We start from the raw sequence: 21,150 nt of genomic DNA, 5'->3' as shown, positions 1-21,150 counted from the left end.
AATACGAGTTACCCCCTGAGAGACCGCTCCTGAAATTAGGAGCGGTCTCTCAATGCAGATTCGTTAGTTAGCAAGGAGACGGGAATCTGGCAGCTTCGAACGAAGTGGTGACAACAAATGAAAATTGATCTATAAAGCCTGGAGTTGTGGTGGTGGCAAAGATTTCAACCCGATCGCCGCCGTTCAGTTTCAAGATCGTAGAAACACTTGTGGCGTTGCTTCTGTTTACATTGGTGCCGAAAAAATCGTTGTCTACCGGTGTATTAGGAGACTGAATGCCATTCACCAGGATCACAAGTGCAATGACGTAATTGACAACAGGGTTTACCGGATTGACGGCAATCAATGAACTGATGGAATAAACGCCTGAAGTTTTTGGAATAAACACGGAGTGGATGGGATCATATTCACCGCATAAATCGAATTGAACCACAGGAAAAGGAATTTTGGTAAGCTGATCTGCTTTAGTTATGCTGACAACGCTGTTAGGGGCACCGATTGCCCTAAAAGCCGATGGACGGATTGTGCTCCAGATATCCAGAGGTCTTATTCTTTTCGGTTCAACTCTTTTATGTTTTTGGATTTTTATGACCAAAGGTCTTCTTCTGAAATTTTTTTTGCGGATCGGCTTATACATGATATCCCTCCTAAGTGTAGGTGTTTACCTCATTCAACTTATATATATGGCACTTGCAGTTGATTGAAATAGGTGAATAACAGGGGATATCAGCACATTTATGGTGATATACCTATTCATCAAAAGGATGTTATTGACAGATGTACATGAACCGGGTTACTATTGCTTACAATAACTTACATCAACAACAGCAATGAAGAGAAGAGTAATTGGAACGTATTGTTCACAGAGAGCTCCAGCCTGGTGAAATGGAGCAGCGATGATTCCAACGAATAAAGTCTCCGAGCTTCATACAGAATTGAGTCGCTTGCTCAAGGATGGTATGACGGGATCTCCCGTTACAGAGATAGGGTATAAGTGTAATGGCCGTACCCGAAGAGGTGAGCAGGGTAACCTGTTCGCAAACAGAGGTGGTACCACGACGCTAATTATAGCTCTCGTCCTCAAGATGACAATCTTGAGGACGGGAGCTTTTTTGCTTTTCCCAACTAAAAAAGTAGAGGTGATTGGTTATGCATTGGGCAGAAAAAATAGCGAGTCAGTTAATTGAAATGCATCCTGAGCAGCAATCCTTTGTGTGTGCTTCGGGGATCAGCCCGTCGGGTTCGGTACATATCGGGAATTTCCGGGAGATCGCGACGACTTATTTTGTAAGCAAAGCGCTCGAAAAAGCGGGCAAAAAAGTGAGGTTTATTTTTTCATGGGATGACTTCGACCGCTTCCGGAAGGTTCCTAATCATGTAGATCCCGGCTTTGAACGGTATATTGGATTGCCTTATTCCAAGGTTCCGTGTCCTTATGGCTGCCATTCCTCCTATGCGGAGCATTTCGAGCAAGAATTTGAACAAGCGCTGACGGCATTTGGGATAACACCCGAGTTCATCTATCAAAGCAGGGAGTATCAGTCGCGCCGCTACAATCCGGCCATCCTTCAAGCGCTGCGCCGCAGAGGGGAGATTTACGATATTCTCATGTCATTTAAAACAGGGGAAGCCAGTGCAGAAGACAGAGCCGCTTTTTATCCAGTTCATGTATATTGTGAGCAATGTGGAAAGGATAGCACTACGGTTGTGGATTTTGACGATCAGGCAGAAACATTAACCTATACATGTACATGTGGTCAGCATAGCACTATCTCTGTCCCGGAGGCTGCTATAATCAAATTGCATTGGAAAATAGACTGGCCGATGCGCTGGGGAATGGAAGGGGTAGTTTTCGAGCCCGGTGGACGCGATCATTCCTCTGAAACAGGCAGCTTCAACGTAGCCAGTGTGATTTCCGCACAAATCTTTGAGAATAAACCGCCATATTACGTGCCTTACGAATTCATCAGCATCAAAGGCAGCCACGCCAAAATGTCCAGCTCGTCGGGAAACCATTACACGCCTGCGGATCTTCTGAAAGTGTATACCCCGGAAAATCTATTGTTTCTGTTCGCAAAATATCAGCCGAATGCCGCTTTTCATATTGGGATGGATGAAGATGTACTCCGAAATTATGCAGAATTTGAGCGTTTTCGTGAAGCCTACCCGTCTCCAGCACTCCCTGAAGAGATCAAAGCTGCTTTGGAGCTGTCCATGAACCATGTTGCAGAGGCCAAGGCTCCAAGCTTCAGTCAGGTCTCCGGTATTCTGCCGCTTGTGAACTTCGATTTCGAACTGCTGAAGGAGATAATGGCACGTAGCGGTGGAGGGCATGATGATGAGGAGCTGCTGCAACAAACCGCAAACCGTGCGGAGCATTGGATCAGACAATGGGTTCCGCAGCGCATGATTACGGTGAATACTGAACCTGACATCGCCTATTATCAGACTTTAGAGCCCGGCGAACAGGAATGGATTAAAGATTTTTGCAGCTTACTGCGAAGAGGAGGAATGGATGAACAAGAGCTGATGACGGAAATTTACGCAATTTGTCACCATAAGGACAAAAAAATAATGAAAAACAATCAAAAACGTTTGTTTAAAATCATCTATCAATTCACTCTCAATCAACAGGAGGGACCGCGGATTCCCGTGTTAATTCAGGTGCTGGGAGCGGAACAATTACTGGCTTTGTTAGACTTTTCCTAGCAAATGGGCTGCCCTTTACGTGATCGTTCGATCAGAGGTATAATAGAAGTCGACTGTTTATAATTAATGTTGGAAAGTGAGCGGAAACTATATGGGTCGTAAATGGAATAATATTAAAGAAAAGAAAGCATCGAAAGATGCCAATACAAGTAAGGTCTACGCCAAGTTTGGGGTAGAGATTTATGTAGTCGCGAAGAAGGGCGAACCTGATCCGGAATCAAACCGGGCGTTGAAGGTTGTTCTGGAACGCGCCAAAACGTACAATGTGCCGAAAGCCATTATCGACCGTGCTTTGGAAAAAGCCAAAGGCAGCGGTGATGAGAATTATGTTGAACTTCGTTATGAAGGCTTCGGACCAAGCGGCTCAATGATCATTATTGATGCGCTCACGAATAACGTTAACCGTACAGCTCCCCTGGTACGTTCCGCATTCAGTAAGAATGGCGGCAACATGGGTGTCAGTGGTTCGGTAACGTATATGTTCGATCAAACGGCCGTTATCGGTCTGGAAGGCAAATCTGCCGATGAAGTGATGGAAATGCTGATCGAAGCGGACCTGGATGTTCGCGATGTTCTGGAAGAGGACGAGGCTGTCATTGTCTATGCCGCGCCGGACCAGTTCCATGCGGTACAGGAAGTGTTCCGCAATGCAGGCATAACCGATTTCACCGTGGCAGAACTAACCATGCTTCCACAGAATTATGTCGCGCTTGACGAAGATGCCGAGGCTCAATTTGAGAAGCTGATTGATGCTCTGGAAGAACTGGATGATGTACAGCAGGTATATCATAATGTAGATTCCGAAGAATAGCAGCACTGATTTCATCCGAAGACGGCCAGCAGATGTTTTGTCTGCTCTGGCCGTTTTTTATATGAGACAGCAATTATGCCTTCAGGGACCCAAGAAGTAACTGAGCATGTTTCGATGCCATGACCCCACTTTATGTGGGGTTATTTTGTTAGGGGACGCTGGAAAGAATAATCTGGCTGTGGAAATGCCAAAATAAGCTGGAACACTAATAAGTATCCAACTTAAAGGAGGCAACACAGTGCCGCATGAAACAACGCCCGATAAGAACCTGATCAATACGGTAGAAGAACTGGAGAACGCACCCGTCAACAGCCAGGAAGCCCAGCAAAGGGAGCAGAAAAAGCTCGACATCCGCAAAGAGTCGCTCCGAGATGATAGGACGACTTATAAGAAAAATGAACAAAACACGTATAAGTGATCCTTCCACTTGAGTAGCACCGAGAAAAAGTGACAGAAGATATTCTGTCGCTTTTTTGTCAATTATACACCATTTGGTCTAGCGCATCTTAATAATCCAGAAGACGTCCATTATCATGCCATTGACCGTACATTTTATTTTCTTTAGTGTTTGTTATAAATTTGTCTAGTCTACTCTTAAATAATTCAGGCTGTTTAATATTGCATTGTATCGTGTCGATCCGAACTCGTTGATAAAGAGCTGGAAATGCCAAGAAATTCTCATACACTTGCCTTTCCTCTTTAAGCCTTTGCTCAATAACCCTTTCTATTTTAAAAGAATCGTGGTCCATATCAGGAAGTACCTTTCTTCCTTCATCAGTCATTAACCCCAACTTTTCGAGGCGGCGGACACGTTCTTTATTCAATTCAGTCCAAGAACTTTTTTTGCTTCTAGGAGACAGTCTCTGCACCAACTCAGTTTCTGATATTTTCTTTTTGACTCCATCGATCCAGCCAAAACATAAAGATTCTTCGACCGCGTCCAGTATAGCAACGTATCTGGGGTTGGCGTCATACTCACTACGACCCAACAATATTTTTCAGTCGTGCCATTTTCCTGCAGCCAAACCCTCAAATCTTCTCTCGATACTGCTGTAATTAGATATTCAATTTCCATAGATGAAAAATATTCTCCTTTCCTAGTATTCATACCTCCATCATAGCAAAGGCGGCTTGCTTTTAGTATAAGTTTACGACCATACATAATCTTACTGCCTTCCGGGCTTCGGTAAAAGACGTACACCATTCCATGTATTTACATTTTATTAGTAACATTTGTAACTGACTTGATGGGCAAAAATTGATAAATATAAATTGTAAGCGTTTTTATAACATGACTGGGGGAATGGTTGTGAAAAAGGTAACAAAGATATTGCTGGTAGCCGGTATTTCATTGGCAGTTGTAGGAGTAGGCAACAGCAACGTGCTGAATGATGTATCATCAGCCGCCAGTGCACCACTCAAGGTAGGCCGGGTAGAAGCGGCAGCACATGGCACGAAATGCTTCACCGTAGCTGTTGCCGTAGTTCAAAACGGTGTAATCGTGGCTGCTTCGCTGGATGATTATCAATTCCTGAGCACAGATGTGGCCAAGGGAGTGCCTAACTCCGATGCCGATTTCGGACAAAATTATAAAGACCCTGCAATGGTTCTGGCCTCCAAGAAGGCCAATAACAAATATTACAGTGAGCATATGAAAGAAGAAGCCAAATCCACAGTTGCTTATGACAAAAACTTAGCTGCTGTTGAGAAATTTGCGACCGGCAAGACGATTAAATCGCTTGAAGCTACGCTCGCCAAGAAGAGCAAAGAAGAAATGGTGGATGCCGTTAGCGGGGCTACGCTGGTGGATACTAAGGGTTACTTAACGGCTATTTTGAACGCAGCCAAAGCTGCCAAATAACACAGTCGCTTCGATAGATCGAATACTAGACTCCTTCACGGCTGCTGCTGTGAAGGAGTTTTTATTTCTAGGGTAAAGAACACCGCCCTTATCAACTGCCAAGCCGTATCTAAGTTATAGATGAAGTAGATAAGTGGAATTATTTATGCTATATTTTTCACATGGCTTTTAACAAACGTATGTTCCTATAAATATGACTAAAGAGAGAAGGTGCGCCTCAGAATGTCTGAATTCCGCCTCTTAAGTGTTGTGCATGTCTTTATGATTAGAAACCAGCAGCTGCTGCTCCTCAGGCGCTTCAATACGGGACATGATGATGGATATTACGCGTTCCCGGCGGGACGTCTGGAACGTGGTGAAGGGGTAATGGCCGCCGCAATTCGTGAGGTTCAGGAAGAATGCGGCGCTGTAATTGCTCCCGGGGATTTAGAAATGACCGGAGTAATGCATATTAAAACTCCCCATGACGAACGGGTTGATTTTTTCTTTATCGCCAAGCAGTGGTCAGGTGAAATAAGCAACGCTGAACCCCACAAATGTGATGATCTTCGCTGGTTTCCATTAGACCGGCTGCCAGCTAATCTTCTGCCTGTTGCCGGTCAGGCGCTGGACCAATACAGGCAGGGAGTATGTTTTTCGGAACATGGGTGGAACCAGCAATGAGAGAGGAGTAAATTATGCTGACTATGATAAAGGGGCCTTATTTGCAGTGGCCGACCGAAGAGTCTATGACCTTCATGTGGGAAACCTCTAAGCCTGCTACATCCAGAGTGGAAGTGATGAGGGCAGAACGAATACATAGCGGTTATCAAGGAAACTACAAGCAGCCGGAACAGATCCTCGCCGGTGCTGAGAATTCAGGATATTCCCTAATCCATCAGCTTACGGTTAGCGGACTGGAGCCAGGAACGATTTATTTCTACAAGGTGTATTCTCAGAATGAGCAGGAGGCGGCAGAAGCAGGGCCATTTCCCTTTAAGACAGCTATGTTGCCAGGAGTGCCGTTTTCATTTACGGTAACCAGTGAAACCGGCGGCTACAGCGGTTTTGATATCACAGGCGGAGAGATCAACAACAGCATCTTTGCACAGATGAAAAAGTACCGTCCGGACATCAGCCTGTTTATCGGTGACATTGTTAACGATGGAACAAATTATGCCGATTGGGATCAGTATTTTTTCAGTCCCGGAAAAGAGCTGCTGCAAGACACCCCCTGCTTTAGCTGCTTAGGCAATCATGAGAACGGAGGCTCATGGTATTATAATTTTTTTGCTTTTACCGCTCCGAAGAATTATTACTCCTTTGATTATGGAGATGCTCATTTTATTGCTCTGGACAGCACCGATTTCATAAACAATGATACTTATCCTGACAGCTCGGGGAAATTTCAGGCAGGATATGCGCAATATGATTTTCTGGTTCAAGATCTGCAAAACACTTCCGCCAAATGGAAAATTGTCTACTTTCACTATTCTCCTTATGTGTCCGGCGGGTATCAGGTTGAAGCACTGCGGGCGCTTTGTCCATTGCTGGAGCAGCATAGTGTGGATCTTGTACTCAGTTCCCATACGATTGTGTATGAACGAAGTTATCCGCTGCGCTCCGGCAAGCTGGATTTCAAGGACGGGATCGTATATGTCGTAGCTGGGGGAGCCGGAGCAATGCCAGAGTGGCTGCTGCCCAAGCGGGAATGGTTTACTTCACAATCGCTGGCAGTGCCGCATTTTCTGCAAGTAGCAGTAACTCCACGACAATTGGAAATTCGCGCGATCGATCATCAAGGAGCGTTATTCGATAAATTTAGTATTTTCAAGGATACGGATGGAGCAAAGGAGTTTGTGTGAGGTCTGGGTAAAGGTATGCTGAGCTAAATAATAAGCGGTTGACTCATTAGGTAGCTAAAGTTAGCACAGGGAAATAAATCTATGGTGCGCTCATCCAAAATTGTGTATGCTGGAGTTTGTTTAGAGGGCAGTCTCTGAAATACATAGCAGGAGGATTTGCGCAGTATGGAGCATGCAAGCATAAGTATGATAGCTATTCTGGTCATTTGCGGATTTCTGGCCGGACTGATTGATTCTGTAGTTGGAGGCGGCGGGCTGATTGCAATTCCGGCACTGCTGTCTGCGGGTATCCCATTACCCTTACTGCTCGGGAGCAACAAATTAGCCGGGACGTTGTGCTCCTTCACAAGTACCGCCTCTTTTATGCGTTCCGGGAAGATCAACTTTCAACTGGTCAAAGTACTCATTCCTTTTTCCATCATCGGTGCAGTGGCAGGTTCACTTACAGTCAGGCAGGTGCCCTCGGAGTTTCTGAAGCCTCTGGTTATTGTCATGCTGGTCGTGATCACAATTTATACATTGTTCAAAAAAGCTTGGGGAGATGTATCCACATTCGCCGGCAGCAGCAAAAAATCACGTCTAATCGGTATTGCAGTCGCTCTGCTTATCGGTTTCTATGACGGTTTTTTTGGTCCGGGGACCGGTTCCTTTCTGATCTTTGCCTTCCTGATGATGGGGTTCGAGTTCGTGACAGCCGCAGGAAATGCTAAAGTGCTCAATTTCGCCAGCAATATTTCAAGCTTATTGACCTTTGTAGCGTTAGGCTCGGTCAGTTATTCCTACGGACTGATTATGGGAATCCCGATGGTGATCGGGGCCGTTGTTGGGTCCAGAATTGCCATCCGCAAAGGTGCCGCATATATCCGTCCGTTATTTATTGCGGTGACGGTCATCTTGATCAGCAAGCAAATCTGGGATACGATGCATTAACAAGAAGAAATGGCGGAGTGGTGGGAAAGAATACATCGTAATGGAACGGTTCTTCGATACAACCGGAGACGGAAATGGAGTGGGACACAGTTATGACTAATAAGCTTTACTACGAATCTGCCTATTTGAAGGAATGGCAAACCAAAATCAGCCGTGTGGTTGAGAAAGAAGATGGCTTGTATTTAGCTTTGGAAGAAACGGCCTTTTATCCTCACGGTGGAGGGCAGCCCTGTGATACGGGGTTTATCAATGAACTTCCAGTCCTTGATGTTATTCTGGAGGACGATGAAGTACTGCACAAGGTAGAACATTTACCTGCAAACAACCAGCTCAGCTGCCGGATTGATTGGGACAAGCGGTTCGACCATATGCAGCAGCACAGTGGCCAACACCTGCTCTCGGCCGTATTCCTCGATCTCTGCCAGGCCATGACATTAAGCTTCCACCTTGGCACTGAATATGCCACGATCGACATTGAACTGCCGGAGCTGGCTCCGGCTCAGCTGGCGCTTGTAGAACGAGAGGTCAACCGGCACATATACCTGAATCACAGCATTACAAGCTATTTCGTTAATGAAGCAGAATTGGCGCGTCTGCCTCTTGTGAAGCAGCCCAAAGTGACGGAGAACATCCGGATTGTCGAAATTGATAGTGTAGAATATAACGCCTGCGGAGGGACGCATGTCTCTTCTACAGGAGCCATCGGCATGATCAAGCTGCTGAAAGCAGAGAAGCAGAAGGGCAATATCCGAATTACTTTCAAATGCGGAACCCGCGCACTGGAGGAATTTAATGAGAGTCTGCAAATTCTCAGCGTACTGTCCGCCAAATACAATACGGGCAAGGATGAAATCATTGACCGTATTGAGAAGTGGGAGCAGGAACATAAGGATCTGCAGCTGGAGCTCACGGCATTGAAGGACCAGAATGACAGCTTCACCGCCCGGGAGCTGTTGTCAGCCCTGGAACCGGACAGTCATGTGATCTCACAGATCTTCGAGCAAAGATCTTTCAAGGATATGCAAAGCCTGGCCCTTAAGCTGACTGCACAGACGGAGCTTCCGGTCTTGCTGCTCTCAGCAGCGGAGAATAAAGTGGTGCTGGCCCACAGCGGCAGCTCCGAAAAATCCTGTGGAGCCTTCTTCAAAGCCAGCCTGGCAGAATTCCAGGGTAAAGGCGGGGGCAGCGATAAGATGGCACAGGCCGGTTTTCCGGCATGGGAGAACGCACTGGCCTTTTATGAATTTACCAAAAAAGAATTTGTCTAGACGAGATCCCCTGATGCCATAGATTCACGAAGCCGTACTTTGAATCACTGACAGAAGTATTTCTCAAAAATAAAACTTCTTAATAAAAAATGGCCGTATCGCTAAAAAGCGAATACGGTCATTTGGCGTTGAGGGTTGCTTGTTTTGCAATTAATATTTTCCCAGCCACTTAAGGATTATTTAATAACTGCCCCTTTATAATCGCAATAGAGCTTATAGGAAAGGGGTTCAAATCGTGTTTCTAATCATACTCAAGAAGGACCTGAAGCGCAAAAAAGCAATGAATATCGTACTCTTCGTGCTTATCACCTTAGCCTCCACTCTGGTGGCAAGCAGCAGCAACCTGATGTATTCCACATCAACGGCGATTAACAGTTTTATAGAACACAGCAAGGTAGCGGATTTCAACATTACGCTGGCCAACACTCCGGAATACAATCATGACATTGAGGTTTGGGCCAAAAGCGACAAGAACATCAGCAAATCTTACTCTGATCTGCAGATTGGACTGTTGTCCAAGGAAATCAGAATGCCGGAAGGCCGAAAAAGCATAGCCGGGAATATTGGTCTGGTGCTGTCCGAGGTACCCGCTGAGGTAAACCTGGTATTCGGAGCTGATGATGAGCGATTTACCCTGCAGAAAGGGGAAATTGCCTTGCCCATGAGTATACAGAATGCAACCGGTTTAAAACTGGGGGATAAGGTTGCTATTGAGCTAAAGGGCATATCCAAGACCTTTGCAGTTACCGTGTTCTTCAAGGATGCATTTATGGGTTCGGATCTGCTAAGTCTCAAGCGCATGATGATCTCGGCTGAAGATTTCGCAGATATTCGAAAAGTGCAACCGGGGGAGTCATTGTCCAGACAGTGGAGCTTTACAGCTGTACCCGGAACGGATTCCGGCATGCTGTCAGCGGATTTTTCGAAGGAGGATTTGCCGATAAATTTCGAAATTGAAAAAGCGCTGGTGAAAACCTCTTTTCTGACAGATCAGATTATTTCCGCCATGTTATTTGTAATCAGTGTGTTTTTAATCTTCATTGCCTTTTTGACTTTGCGGTTTACGATTATCTCCACCTTGCAGGATGATTATAAGGAGATCGGGGTGATGAAGGCGATCGGCTTCAAAAACTCGGGAATCAGGGGACTTTATCTGGCGAAGTATTCAGGGCTGGCTGTTGCCGGAGGTACTGCAGGGTTCTGCATCAGCCTTCCGCTGACAAAACTGATGTCCCGAAAAATATCGCAATATATCATCGTGCCTGGCGGGATTGCCGGAATGCTGGTTTCTATAGCTAGTGCAGTTGTTATTGTTGCCGTAACACTTCTGTTCTGCTCCATGTGTATGCGCAAGATCAATAAGGCGTCACCGATTGATGCGATCCGGCAGGGCCATACTGGAGAACGGTTCAAAGCTTCCCGGAAGATATATCTGCACAAAAGCAAAGCCTTGCCCACAGCCATGTTCCTTGCCCTCAGTGACGTACTGAACCGGTTGAAGAGCTACACTGCCTTGATTCTTACCTTCATATTAAGTACAGCAATCATCATCATCCCGATTAACCTCACGAATACCATCGTAACGCCAAAGTTTATTGGTTATTTCGGTACTACCGTAGCAGACTTTTATACTAAAAGTGAGATCGTAGATAAACCCGTAACAGAGGTTCAGTTAGAGCTGGCTCAGCTAACCGCAGACTTCCGTGACAAAGGGATTCCCGTATCGCTGAGCGCCGATTATACGATAAACACCAAGTATATTTCCGATGATGGTCTGAGCAACCGGCGGATTAGCGGAACCAAAACGGAGCCATCCACAGATAGTCCGTACCTAAAAGGCGTTGCACCGAAGCTGAAAAATGAAATTGCTATAACCAGCATTATGTCCAAGAACTTCCAGAAGGATCTTGGTGAGAACATAGAGATGGAGATTGACGGCATCCGAAATACATTTCTGATTACCGGCATATTTCAGACAATTACAAATGAAGGATATATGGTGCGGCTGGCGGATGATTTCACACCTTTTCAAGTGGCAGCCTATCAGTATGCAGGTAATATAAAGCTCCCGGAAGATCAAAAAGCAGCGGTGATCAATGAGGTGAAGCAGCAGTTCAGCGGACTTGAAATCATGAGCGCTTCAGATTTGCTTAGCGTAACTACGGGCGGTTTCATGGGACAGCTGAAAAACATTAATACGCTGCTTACTGTCGTCGTGTGTCTAATTACATTTTTTATTACCAGTCTCTTTGTGAGGCTACTGATTACTAAGGAAGTGCAAGGAATTGCGTTGATGAAAAGCCTTGGTTTCACGAATGGAGTGATTCGTGTATGGCAGGTTCTGCGCATTCTTATCCTGATGTTAGGTTCTATTATTCTGGGTGTTCTGCTGGCTAATCATTTGGGTGAAGTGCTGATTGGCCTCATCTTTAGTATGTTTGGGCTGACTGAAATAAACTTCAACATTGTACCCTTGCAGGTCTATGGGTTATATCCTCTGCTGATTCTGGTTGTAGTGGTGCTTGCCGTGTATAGCAGCTGTGGACAGATTAGGAAAATACAGGTTTGGAACATGAATCAGGAATAAACAATAACAGATTCGTACGAAATCTATAACTGGAGGAAAATCATATGGCTGCTGTATTGGAAGTTAAAAATTTATGCAAAACCTATATCGTGAACAAAGGACAGAATAACGTGCTGAGAAATATTGACTTAACGCTGCACGAAGGTGATTTTGTTTCGGTAATGGGCCCATCCGGCTCGGGAAAATCAACGCTGCTCTATACAGCGAGCGGGATGGACCGTTTGACCGCAGGGGAGGTTCTATTCGACGGGCAGAGTCTTTCACAGTTGAGCGAGAAGGGAATGGCTGAGCTGAGGCTGCATAAAATGGGATTTATCTTTCAACAAATGCATATGCTGAGCAATTTGTCCATTTATGATAATATCATTCTATCAGGCTATCAGGCGCTTAAGAACAGACAGGAAACACGAAGCCGGAGTGATGTGAATCTTTATGCCGATAAGCTGATGAAGCAGCTGGGCATTATAGAAACTGCCGGCCATGATATTACTGAAGTATCAGGTGGCCAGCTGCAGCGGGCCTGCATCTGCCGGGCGCTAATTAACGAGCCGAAGATGCTGTTCGCCGATGAGCCTACCGGGGCTTTGAATTCGAAGGCAGCCAAGGAAGTGATGGAGGAGCTGTGCAGGATCAACCGGGAGGGAACCACAATCATGATCGTCACGCATGATGTGAAGGTGGCGGCACAGACCGATAAAGTATTGTACATGGTAGATGGTAATATACAGGGGGAGCTTCGTCTGGGCTCTTATTCCGAAGACCAGAGATTAAGAGAACGGGAACGCAAGCTGAATGAATGGCTTATGGGCATGGGCTGGTAAATCGGTCTCGATTGAGCTGGCCAAGCGGAAGAACAGCAGGGAGGCGATGCCGGTGGCGGAGATTCTGATCATCGAGGATAATAAAGAACTGGCGGACATTATTAAGGATTTTTTGCAGGGTGAAGGGTATTCGGTAATAGTGACAACAAGCGGCGAGGAAGGGCTGGCTTATCTTGCTGAGCATACGGTGAAGCTGCTGCTGCTCGATGTGATGCTGCCGGAGCTTGACGGGTTTGCCATATGCAGAATGGTCAGAGAGCAGCATAATCTGCCCATCCTGATTATGAGCGCCCGGCATGGCGACGACAATAAGATTATTGGACTGGACCTCGGGGCCGATGATTATCTGGAGAAACCCTTCACCGTCCAATTATTAATTGCCAAGGTAAGAGCGCACCTGCGCCGCAGTTATGATATGAAGGACGACAAGCAATTGCTGGCCGATGGTGAAATTGTTATCAACCGGACATCCATGAAAGTCTTCAGGGGCGAACAACCTCTGCCGATGACCTCTAAGGAATACGAACTGCTAGTGCTTCTGATGAACAATAAAGGGAAAGCCTTGCGGAAAGACTGGCTGTTTCAACAGGTATGGGGAGCGGACAGCTTCAGTGAGCCGTCGACCCTGACCGTACATATCAATAAATTGCGCGACAAAATTGAGCAGAACCCCAAAGAACCGAAACGGATCATTACCGTCTGGGGGGTAGGCTATAAGTATGAAACGGTTTAACCGTTTGATTCTATGGGTCGTTCTGGCCGGACTCGCGGGAATTGCCGCCTTCGCAGGCTATGGGCTGTCCCCTCTCCGTACGGAACACAGCAAGGCATACCGGATTGAAGTGAACCGTATCTTGCATCAGGCAAGTCAGCAGGAAGGGCCAGCGTTTCCGCTTATGTTCAACGCTTCGGACTATTCCTATATCCGCAGTATGAGCTGGATGGACAAGGATGCGGAGCCGCTTGCGATTCAGCATTTTTTTGACGGATCAGGGGTTAAGGACAGTGAAGAATATATTGTGAAGCCTATCTATCATGATGAGAGATTGTCCGGATTCCTGCGTTTCTCTTATGAAGATGGCAGCAGCTACATCCGGGGGACTGTTGTACTCATTGTCATACTGCTCCTGATATTGGCTGCGGTTGCCGGTCTGCTCCTCTATGTGAGAGCCCAGATTATCCGGCCGTTTCACAAGATCGAAGAACTGCCCTATGAGCTGTCCAAGGGGCATCTGAATCCTGGAATGAAGGAGAGTAAGAGCCGCTTCTTTGGAAAGTTCATCTGGGGACTCGATCTGCTTAGACAAACGCTGGATACCCAGAGACAAACCAATCATCGCCTTGAAAAAGACAGGCAAACGCTTGTTGCTTCGCTTTCGCATGAGCTCAAAACACCAGTAGCTGCGATCAAACTGTATTCCAGCGCCCTTAGCGACGGCTTGTATGAGAGCGAAACCAGACGGCGGGATTGTGCCCGGTTGATTGGGCAGAAAGCAGAGCAGATTGAACATTTAATAGCCAGCATTATTACGACCTCAGTATCATCACTGCAGGAAGTAGAGATTCGGAGTTCTGAGTTTTACATCCGTGATTGGCTCCAAAGGGCAGTACATAACCATAAAGAACGGCTTGATTTATTGAAGATTCGCCTGGAAATAGGGGACTATCAGAATAAGCTTCTGTTGGGCGACCCGGATAAATTGCTGGAAGTGCTGGACAACATTATAGAGAATGCAATTAAATATGGCGATGGTACCCGTATAGGGATCACGTTTGAGGAAGAGGATTTCCGCCAGCTTATCCGGATTGAGAATTCAGGTGTTCCCGTAATGGCTAACGAGCTACCCTACATATTCACAAGCTTCTGGCGCGGCTCGAATGCCGGGGATAAGCAAGGGAACGGCCTAGGCTTATTTATCTGCAAGCAGCTGTTGCAAAAAATGGGCGGCGATATTTTCGCTGAGGCAAGCGGACGGGGTATGTGCTTCGTACTGGTGCTTCGATACTAAACGGACTTCAGGAGAATTGTAATGAAAGAGCTGAACTATGAAGAGTATGAAATACTCGAATCTTTGTTTAACCAGAAAAAGCAGCATATTCCGGCGCTATCTGTGCTGCGGGGGAGTTATCCGAGGCGGGTATTTGCAGATGTAACGGAGAGGCCGACTCTTGCAATAGTGTGGGCGACCGGCAGATGGATGTATGCCGCAGGCGACATAAACCCGGAGCAGAATAAAGAGGCAATGAAGCTGTTTTTGCAGGATGTGGTAATTCCCGATTGCAAAGCTCAGAACCGCAGCTGGTTTGAAATTTATACGGACGATTCCAGGGAGTGGGAGACGTTGTTTCTGGGCGGAATGGACAAATTGAACAAATGGAACGTGGATAAACATCTCGAATCAGTGTATGTGTTCCATCCTGAGCAATTTAATCGGAGACAACAATACGCGAAACCGGATATAACCAGTAACCTGCGGATCGAACTCTCTGAGTATCCTGTTTTGCCTGATGCTTATCATCACCTGCCTTATGTACATACAAAGTTTGCGGAGCAGAGAACCTGCGGTGCGGCGGTAAAGCTTGGAGAACGTACCCTTTCGATCTGCAAAAATAACGGGTTCACAGCCGGACGTGAATATTTTATTGACGTGGATACTTTCGAAGCAGCCGAGCGGAACAAGGGCTATGCAGAACAAGCTGCAACTGCTTTAATCGACTATTATCTGATAAGTGGGATGATTCCACTTTGGGAAACCACGCATGACAACCACCCTTCTCACAGACTAGCTTCCAAACTGGGATTTGCCCCTGTTGAGCAATACCCGGTATTTTCTTTTGTGAGGGAGTAAGGTGCTACTTGTGTCTTGCACAGCGAACCGTTCATAATAGAAATGGATGGTTTGCTGTGCAAGTGTCGTTAACAATCTAATATTCCGGGAGGATATCATATGAATTACCGCAAGCTTGGAAATACAGGACTATCGATCAGCGAAGTCAGCTTTGGCACTTGGGCCATTGGCGGCGACTGGGGTACAAGCCGGGATGAGGACGGACTGAAGGGGCTGGTGCTGGCTATTGAGCAAGGCGTTAATTTCTTCGACACCGCTGATGTCTACGGTTCCGGACATGCCGAAGAGCTGCTTGCCAAAGCCACCAAAGGCAAAGAAGATCAAATACATATTGCCACGAAATTTTGCCGTGCCGGTGACATTCATGATCCTGAGAATTATTCAGCACGGAGAGTAAGTGAATACGCGGAACAAAGCCTGCGCCGCCTACAGCGTGAAGCCATTGACCTGTATCAGATTCATTGTCCGCCAATTGAGATTTTGCGTGACGGTAGTGTATTTGCCGTTCTGGATCAATTAAAAGCCGAGGGTAAAATCCGCCATTACGGAGTCAGCGTGGAAACGATTGAAGAGGGACTTCTATGTCTTGAGTATGCTGGCGTGCAAGCGCTTCAGGTCATCTTCAATCTGTTCCGCCAGCAGCCCGCACTGGAACTGCTGCCGCGTGCCGAAGCGCAAGGTGCGGGAATCCTGGTGCGGCTGCCGCTGGCCAGCGGCCTGCTCACTGGGAAGTTCAAGGAGGACAGCAACTTCCAGCCTGACGATCACCGCAGCTTCAATGCCAACGGTGAGCAGTTTAATGTGGGCGAGACCTTTGCCGGTCTGCCTTTTGTCAAAGGTGTAGAGCTGGCCCGCAAGCTGGATTGGATCAGCGAAGGCCGGGGGAACATGGCAAGAGCAGCGATGCGCTGGATTCTGGATCATCCTGCCGTCAGCTGTATCATTCCAGGATTTAAGAATGAAGCGCAGGTAGCCGACAACCTCGCGTCTCGCGAAGTCCCTTCATTTACGGCAGAAGAGATGCAGCGGTTAAGACAGTTTTACAGCAACGATGTTGCTCCGCACATCCGTGGGGGTGTATAAGCCGACTCTATGACAAGAAACACAACCATCGGTCTGCTTGCCCATGTCGATGCCGGGAAAACGACCTTCGCCGAGCAGCTGCTCTATCATACGGAGGCAATCCGCAGCCGGGGCAGAGTGGATCATAAAGATACGTTTTTAGATACGCATGAGATTGAAAAAGCGCGTGGAATCACGGTGTTTGCCGACCAGGCGGAATTCAGCATCGGAGATTCGCGCTACTTTCTGCTGGACACGCCCGGGCATGTCGATTTCTCACCGGAGATGGAGCGCGCGCTGCAGATTCTCGACTATGCGGTAGTCATTGTAAGTGCTGTTGAAGGTGTGGAAGGCCACACAGAGACCGTATGGCAGCTGCTGCGCCGGCATGGAATTCCGACCTTTTTTTTCATCAATAAAACCGACCGGGCCGGCGCTGACTCGCAGCGTGTATTGAATGAAATCCGCCTACAGCTCAGCAGGGATGCCTTCATGCTGCCGGAACTTCAGGAAACCGGAGTAGACGAAGAACTCAAGTCATTTATGGCTGAACGCGATGAGCGGCTGTTTGAGGCTTATATGGACGGAAGCCAAAGTGATTCTTCCTGGCACGAAGCGCTCATCGCTTTAGTTCTTCACGGCAAAATCTTTCCGTGTATGTCTGGCTCTGCCTTGCTGGACGAGGGCATCGACAGCTTTCTCCGCAACCTGGATGCTTTGGTACATACTGAATATGATTACCAGCAGCCTTTTTCAGGAAGAGTATATAAGATCCGCCATGATGAAAAGGGAACACGGATCACCTACATTAAAGCACTGCAAGGCGTGCTTAAATCAAGAGAGGAACTGGCTTACGGTCCTGCTCAGGAACGGATAGCGGAACGGATTACCGGTATCCGCAAAATTTACGGGGCTAAGACAACAGCAGCGGAATGGGGCGCTGCGGGAGAGCTGTTTGCGGTCACGGGATTAACATCCGCTAAGCCTGGAGAAGGCGTCGGGTTGTTGCAGGATCACCTCAGCAGCGGGCTTGTCCCGACATTGAAATCAAAGGTGGGGTTTGAACCGCCCGTGCATCTTAAGGAAGTGCATACTGCCTTCCAGCAGCTGGGTGCGGAAGACCCGTCGCTGAATGTGAGCTGGGATGAGGAATTGCAGGAACTGCATATTCAGGTGATGGGGCAAATTCAGTTGGAGATTCTGGAGCAGATTATGCGCGAACGCTTCAGTATCCCGGTGACATTTGGCGATCCGGAGATTCTGTATATGGAGACGATCCAAAACACAGTCTACGGTTGCGGCCATTTTGAACCGCTCGGCCATTACGCCGAGGTGCATCTTAAGCTTGAGCCCGGCGCGCGCGGCAGCGGCATCTCTGTTCAGAATGAGTGCCACCCCGACGATTTAGCTGCCGGCTACCAGCACCAGATTGAGCAATATTTGCTGGAAAGCGGGCATCGTGGCCTGCTTACCGGCTCACCGCTGACGGATCTGCGTATCACCTTGCTAAGTGGAAGAGCGCATAATAAGCACACCCATGGCGGGGATTTCCGGGAAGCCGCATTCCGGGCTTTGCGTCAAGGACTGGAGCAGGCGGAGAATATTTTGCTGGAGCCGGTGTATGCGCTCAAGATCAGGATAAATATCGATCATGTGGGCAAAGTAATGGCGGATATCCAGCAGGCTAGCGGGAGCTTTGCCGCACCCGAGATGACGGATCAAGTGGCAGTCGTCACGGGTACGGCGCCTGTCGCCACCTTTATGAACTATTCCGTCAGACTGGCCTCAATGACGCAGGGCAAAGGCTCATTATCGCTAAGGGTTGCCGGTTATCAGGATTGCCATGAACCGGAAACCGTTATCCTAAATAAACAATACAATAAAAATGCCGATCCGGCTTACACCTCTATTTCGATTTTTTGCGCGAAAGGGCAAGCTTTCTCCGTACCTTGGGATGAAGCGGAGGAACATATGCATGTGAAGCGTCAATGGTAAGAACCCTCTGGCAAGATCGCAACGAGGACATATGTCCTTTTCGTAGCAACGAATTTCGCTTTTAATTAATAACAGCAAAGGCCAAGATTTGAGGGGGATTTACATGACAGTAACGATAGATAAGATCGCTTGGATTCACATCGTGGAAGGTAAAGTATTGGCTGCCCGTTCCCACGGAAAGGATACCTATTATTTTCCCGGCGGGAAACGGGAACCGGGTGAAACCGACAATGAGACGTTAATCCGGGAGATCGAAGAGGAATTAACGGTCCGGATTGTGCCGGACAGCATCCGGCCTTTTGGCACTTATGAAGCAGCAGCCCATGGCAAAGAGGAAGGTGTGCTTGTCCAGATGACCTGTCTCACCGCAGATTACATAGGGCAGCTTGCTCCGGCAGCGGAAATTGCAGAACTGGCATGGCTTAGCTATAAAGACAGGGAACATGTTTCCGCTGTCAGCCAGATCATTTTTGACCAATTACATGAAATGAAGCTACTCTCCTAATATTTGCTTTTCCAGGCCCGTTTCAGCCAATCCCATGGCTTGAAACGGGCTTTCGATTTACTGTCCTGTCACCTCCAATTCAACTCTTTGCTCCACTTAGGACATATGTCCTTCACGGATAACGCCAGATGTCATTTAATTAAAGCAGAGATCACATAGAGGAGAGAGAAGCAATGAGAGGAATTATTTTTGCATTCTTGGCCGGGGCCTGCATTACGCTGCAAGGGGTAGCCAACGCCCGCATCAGCCTGGATATAGGCACGTGGCAGGCAGCAACGATCACCCAATTAACGGGCTTTATTATGGCCTTTATCATCCTGCTGTTCGTTAGAGACGGGAAGAAACAAGGCTTCAAGCTGGTCAAACCCTTGTATTTAACAGGAGGTGCATTCGCCGCTTTTATTATTTTTAGCGAAGTGACCGCAATTCAGAATATCGGTGTTACCTTTACCATATCTGCACTACTGATCGCGCAGCTGCTCCTTACATTTCTGATAGATAGTAACGGATGGTTCGGTGTTGCGAAGCAGAAGATGCGGCTGCCGCAATTTATCGGAATCGGCATGATGATCTTGGGTGTAGTCATTCTTAAGTTCTAGCCTTGGAGGGAAAGCCGGCCATGAAGGAAATTCAAGATCAAGGTCTGCTGCAGACCTATTTGCAGAAACATCAGCTGGAGCATATTCTCATTGAACCGCTGAGGGCGCAACTGTCGCTGTACAGCTTTGCGCAGGGGGAAACGATTTGCTTCAAAGGAGATCCTTCCGAGTCGCTGTACGTGCTGGTTAAAGGTAAACTCAAGATTTATACGACGACGGCCGAGGGCAAGACGCTGATTATCTGCTTCAAGACACCGCTTGAGCTTATCGGGGATGTTGAATACATCCAGGGAACAGAATTGCTGAACACAGTTGAAGCCGTATCGCCGGTTCATATGATTTGCATTCCGTACAGGTGGCTGAAAAAATACGGGCAGAACCATCCGCCCTTGCTGCAATTTTTGCTGGAGATTATTACTCAGAAATTCTACAGAAAATCCAATTTCCTCAGCTTGAACCTGATGCACCCCGTTGAGGTACGGCTGGCGAGTTATCTTTTATCCATTACCTATGATGAATCCGATCCTCAATTTACGGGGCAGTTAAGCACAATTAATCTGGTGGATACGGCGAATTTTATTAGCACCAGCTACAGGCATTTGAACAGGGTAATCCAGAAGTTCTGCCAGCAGGGGCTGACCGAGCGCAGCAAAGGCTACATTCTGGTGAAGGACCGGGAAGGGCTTAGCAGACTGGCGCACCGTAATATTTACGAGTAAACCACACCATACTTATGAACATAAAGAAGATAAAAAAAGGAGTAATAGATAATGATACTGGGACTACTACTGGCTATGTTTGCCGGGGCGCTTGTAAGCCTGCAGAACATATTCAACAGCAAAGTAAATGAACATACTGGTTCTTGGTCCACTACAACATTGGTACTGGGGATGGGCTTTATTGCTTCACTGGTAATGGGGCTGATCGTGGAAGGCAAAAATATGTTCACTCTTCAGCATATGCAGCCATGGTACTGGATCAGCGGAATGATCGGTGTCGGTGTTGTCATCTGTCTGGTGCAGGCCACAAGGCTACTTGGAGCAACATATGCGATTTCGATTGTACTGACGTCTCAGCTCGGCTTCGCCCTGTTGTGGGATTCACTGGGCTGGCTCGGTCTGGCCAAGGTTCCGTTCACGTTGAATCAGTTCATAGGTGTTGTAGTGATTGTTGGGGGGATTCTGGTTTTCAAATTAGGAGGGGGCCGCGAGCCGCAAAAGTCTGCTGAACCTCGCAAGCAGCGGCAAGCATTGCATACCGATTAATAGCGGTTATTCTTAGCCTTAGGTCTTTTTTGCAGCAAAAAGCG

20 protein-coding genes, 1 pseudogene and 1 other annotated feature are annotated in these 21,150 nt (G+C 47.3%); of the genes and pseudogenes, 19 read left to right on the top strand and 2 right to left on the bottom strand.

What is annotated here, in order from left to right:
* Nucleotides 1-67: 67 nt before the first annotated feature.
* On the bottom strand, nt 68-637 hold the full coding sequence (locus ACQ76X_RS07850; protein ID WP_438492789.1) for an ABC transporter permease: 570 nt from the start codon (nt 635-637) through the stop codon (nt 68-70).
* 184 nt (nt 638-821) lie between these two features.
* Nucleotides 822-1,085, top strand: a binding site (T-box leader).
* Nucleotides 1,086-1,149: 64 nt separating this feature from the next.
* Between ACQ76X_RS07850 and lysS the strand changes: the two genes are divergently transcribed.
* From lysS to ACQ76X_RS07835, 3 genes are all read left to right on the top strand, one after another.
* Nucleotides 1,150-2,709 (top strand): lysine--tRNA ligase, encoded by a 1,560-nt coding sequence (gene lysS / locus ACQ76X_RS07845; protein WP_438492788.1) that lies wholly within the window; start codon nt 1,150-1,152, stop codon nt 2,707-2,709.
* 91 nt (nt 2,710-2,800) lie between these two features.
* On the top strand, nt 2,801-3,520 hold the full coding sequence (locus ACQ76X_RS07840; protein WP_438492787.1) for a YebC/PmpR family DNA-binding transcriptional regulator: 720 nt from the start codon (nt 2,801-2,803) through the stop codon (nt 3,518-3,520).
* A gap of 238 nt (nt 3,521-3,758) precedes the next feature.
* On the top strand, nt 3,759-3,938 hold the full coding sequence (locus tag ACQ76X_RS07835; RefSeq protein ID WP_438492785.1) for a hypothetical protein: 180 nt from the start codon (nt 3,759-3,761) through the stop codon (nt 3,936-3,938).
* 88 nt (nt 3,939-4,026) lie between these two features.
* Here ACQ76X_RS07835 and ACQ76X_RS07830 read toward each other — a convergent pair.
* A pseudogene (locus tag ACQ76X_RS07830) lies at nt 4,027-4,595 on the bottom strand (YdeI/OmpD-associated family protein).
* A 234-nt stretch (nt 4,596-4,829) separates the two neighbouring features.
* Between ACQ76X_RS07830 and ACQ76X_RS07825 the strand changes: the two are divergent.
* From ACQ76X_RS07825 to ACQ76X_RS07750, 16 genes are all read left to right on the top strand, one after another.
* A complete protein-coding gene (locus ACQ76X_RS07825) occupies nt 4,830-5,381 on the top strand; it encodes a hypothetical protein (protein WP_438492784.1) in 552 nt (183 codons plus the stop codon).
* Between the two features lie 222 nt (nt 5,382-5,603).
* A complete protein-coding gene (locus ACQ76X_RS07820) occupies nt 5,604-6,044 on the top strand; it encodes an NUDIX hydrolase (RefSeq protein ID WP_438492782.1) in 441 nt (146 codons plus the stop codon).
* A gap of 14 nt (nt 6,045-6,058) precedes the next feature.
* The gene (locus ACQ76X_RS07815; protein ID WP_438492780.1) at nt 6,059-7,225 is read left to right on the top strand and encodes a metallophosphoesterase; all 1,167 of its coding nucleotides are present in this window, start codon (nt 6,059-6,061) and stop codon (nt 7,223-7,225) included.
* Nucleotides 7,226-7,390: 165 nt separating this feature from the next.
* On the top strand, nt 7,391-8,155 hold the full coding sequence (locus ACQ76X_RS07810; RefSeq protein ID WP_438492778.1) for a TSUP family transporter: 765 nt from the start codon (nt 7,391-7,393) through the stop codon (nt 8,153-8,155).
* Nucleotides 8,156-8,247: 92 nt separating this feature from the next.
* Nucleotides 8,248-9,423, top strand: coding sequence for an alanyl-tRNA editing protein (locus ACQ76X_RS07805; RefSeq protein ID WP_438492776.1), 1,176 nt, complete (start codon nt 8,248-8,250; stop codon nt 9,421-9,423).
* A 235-nt stretch (nt 9,424-9,658) separates the two neighbouring features.
* Complete coding sequence (locus tag ACQ76X_RS07800; RefSeq protein ID WP_438492774.1) at nt 9,659-12,010, top strand: FtsX-like permease family protein; 2,352 nt, start codon at nt 9,659-9,661, stop codon at nt 12,008-12,010.
* Nucleotides 12,011-12,054: 44 nt separating this feature from the next.
* Nucleotides 12,055-12,831, top strand: a complete 777-nt coding sequence (locus ACQ76X_RS07795) for an ABC transporter ATP-binding protein (RefSeq protein ID WP_438492773.1) — start codon at nt 12,055-12,057, stop codon at nt 12,829-12,831.
* Nucleotides 12,803-13,564 (top strand): response regulator transcription factor, encoded by a 762-nt coding sequence (locus tag ACQ76X_RS07790; protein WP_438492772.1) that lies wholly within the window; start codon nt 12,803-12,805, stop codon nt 13,562-13,564. The genes ACQ76X_RS07795 and ACQ76X_RS07790 overlap by 29 nt, the downstream gene beginning before the upstream one ends.
* Nucleotides 13,551-14,840 carry a sensor histidine kinase gene (locus ACQ76X_RS07785; RefSeq protein WP_438492770.1) on the top strand — a complete coding sequence of 430 codons (1,290 nt, stop codon included), beginning with the start codon at nt 13,551-13,553 and terminating at the stop codon, nt 14,838-14,840. The genes ACQ76X_RS07790 and ACQ76X_RS07785 overlap by 14 nt, the downstream gene beginning before the upstream one ends.
* 21 nt (nt 14,841-14,861) lie before the next feature.
* Nucleotides 14,862-15,680 carry a GNAT family N-acetyltransferase gene (locus tag ACQ76X_RS07780; protein ID WP_438492769.1) on the top strand — a complete coding sequence of 273 codons (819 nt, stop codon included), beginning with the start codon at nt 14,862-14,864 and terminating at the stop codon, nt 15,678-15,680.
* Nucleotides 15,681-15,779: 99 nt separating this feature from the next.
* Nucleotides 15,780-16,763: an aldo/keto reductase gene (locus ACQ76X_RS07775; RefSeq protein ID WP_438492767.1), complete on the top strand. Its 984-nt coding sequence runs from the start codon at nt 15,780-15,782 to the stop codon at nt 16,761-16,763.
* A gap of 9 nt (nt 16,764-16,772) precedes the next feature.
* Nucleotides 16,773-18,737, top strand: a complete 1,965-nt coding sequence (locus ACQ76X_RS07770) for a GTP-binding protein (RefSeq protein WP_438492765.1) — start codon at nt 16,773-16,775, stop codon at nt 18,735-18,737.
* Nucleotides 18,738-18,840: 103 nt separating this feature from the next.
* On the top strand, nt 18,841-19,242 hold the full coding sequence (locus ACQ76X_RS07765; RefSeq protein ID WP_438492763.1) for an NUDIX hydrolase: 402 nt from the start codon (nt 18,841-18,843) through the stop codon (nt 19,240-19,242).
* A gap of 173 nt (nt 19,243-19,415) precedes the next feature.
* Nucleotides 19,416-19,841, top strand: coding sequence for a DMT family transporter (locus ACQ76X_RS07760; protein ID WP_438492761.1), 426 nt, complete (start codon nt 19,416-19,418; stop codon nt 19,839-19,841).
* A 20-nt stretch (nt 19,842-19,861) separates the two neighbouring features.
* A complete protein-coding gene (locus tag ACQ76X_RS07755) occupies nt 19,862-20,560 on the top strand; it encodes a Crp/Fnr family transcriptional regulator (protein WP_438492759.1) in 699 nt (232 codons plus the stop codon).
* Between the two features lie 51 nt (nt 20,561-20,611).
* Entirely contained in the window at nt 20,612-21,106 is a 495-nt protein-coding gene (locus ACQ76X_RS07750; protein ID WP_438492757.1) for a DMT family transporter, read from the top strand.
* Nucleotides 21,107-21,150 lie beyond the last annotated feature (44 nt).

Origin of the sequence: Paenibacillus sp. IHBB 3054 (assembly GCF_051594305.1) — a bacterium.
Lineage (GTDB): Bacteria > Bacillota > Bacilli > Paenibacillales > Paenibacillaceae > Paenibacillus_AQ.
The sequence above is the reverse complement of the archived record's forward strand: the minus strand, read 5'-3'. Positions and strand labels throughout refer to the sequence as shown.

Bases quoted from the DNA above. Each gene is read 5' to 3' on its own strand.
- ACQ76X_RS07850 (WP_438492789.1), bottom strand. From the start codon at position 637: ATGTATAAGCCGATCCGCAAAAAAAATTTCAGAAGAAGACCTTTGGTC.
- lysS (WP_438492788.1), top strand. From the start codon at position 1,150: ATGCATTGGGCAGAAAAAATAGCGAGTCAGTTAATTGAAATGCATCCT.
- ACQ76X_RS07840 (WP_438492787.1), top strand. From the start codon at position 2,801: ATGGGTCGTAAATGGAATAATATTAAAGAAAAGAAAGCATCGAAAGAT.
- ACQ76X_RS07820 (WP_438492782.1), top strand. From the start codon at position 5,604: ATGTCTGAATTCCGCCTCTTAAGTGTTGTGCATGTCTTTATGATTAGA.
- ACQ76X_RS07815 (WP_438492780.1), top strand. From the start codon at position 6,059: ATGCTGACTATGATAAAGGGGCCTTATTTGCAGTGGCCGACCGAAGAG.
- ACQ76X_RS07810 (WP_438492778.1), top strand. From the start codon at position 7,391: ATGGAGCATGCAAGCATAAGTATGATAGCTATTCTGGTCATTTGCGGA.
- ACQ76X_RS07805 (WP_438492776.1), top strand. From the start codon at position 8,248: ATGACTAATAAGCTTTACTACGAATCTGCCTATTTGAAGGAATGGCAA.
- ACQ76X_RS07795 (WP_438492773.1), top strand. From the start codon at position 12,055: ATGGCTGCTGTATTGGAAGTTAAAAATTTATGCAAAACCTATATCGTG.
- ACQ76X_RS07790 (WP_438492772.1), top strand. From the start codon at position 12,803: ATGAATGGCTTATGGGCATGGGCTGGTAAATCGGTCTCGATTGAGCTG.
- ACQ76X_RS07785 (WP_438492770.1), top strand. From the start codon at position 13,551: ATGAAACGGTTTAACCGTTTGATTCTATGGGTCGTTCTGGCCGGACTC.
- ACQ76X_RS07780 (WP_438492769.1), top strand. From the start codon at position 14,862: ATGAAAGAGCTGAACTATGAAGAGTATGAAATACTCGAATCTTTGTTT.
- ACQ76X_RS07775 (WP_438492767.1), top strand. From the start codon at position 15,780: ATGAATTACCGCAAGCTTGGAAATACAGGACTATCGATCAGCGAAGTC.
- ACQ76X_RS07770 (WP_438492765.1), top strand. From the start codon at position 16,773: ATGACAAGAAACACAACCATCGGTCTGCTTGCCCATGTCGATGCCGGG.
- ACQ76X_RS07765 (WP_438492763.1), top strand. From the start codon at position 18,841: ATGACAGTAACGATAGATAAGATCGCTTGGATTCACATCGTGGAAGGT.
- ACQ76X_RS07760 (WP_438492761.1), top strand. From the start codon at position 19,416: ATGAGAGGAATTATTTTTGCATTCTTGGCCGGGGCCTGCATTACGCTG.
- ACQ76X_RS07755 (WP_438492759.1), top strand. From the start codon at position 19,862: ATGAAGGAAATTCAAGATCAAGGTCTGCTGCAGACCTATTTGCAGAAA.
- ACQ76X_RS07750 (WP_438492757.1), top strand. From the start codon at position 20,612: ATGATACTGGGACTACTACTGGCTATGTTTGCCGGGGCGCTTGTAAGC.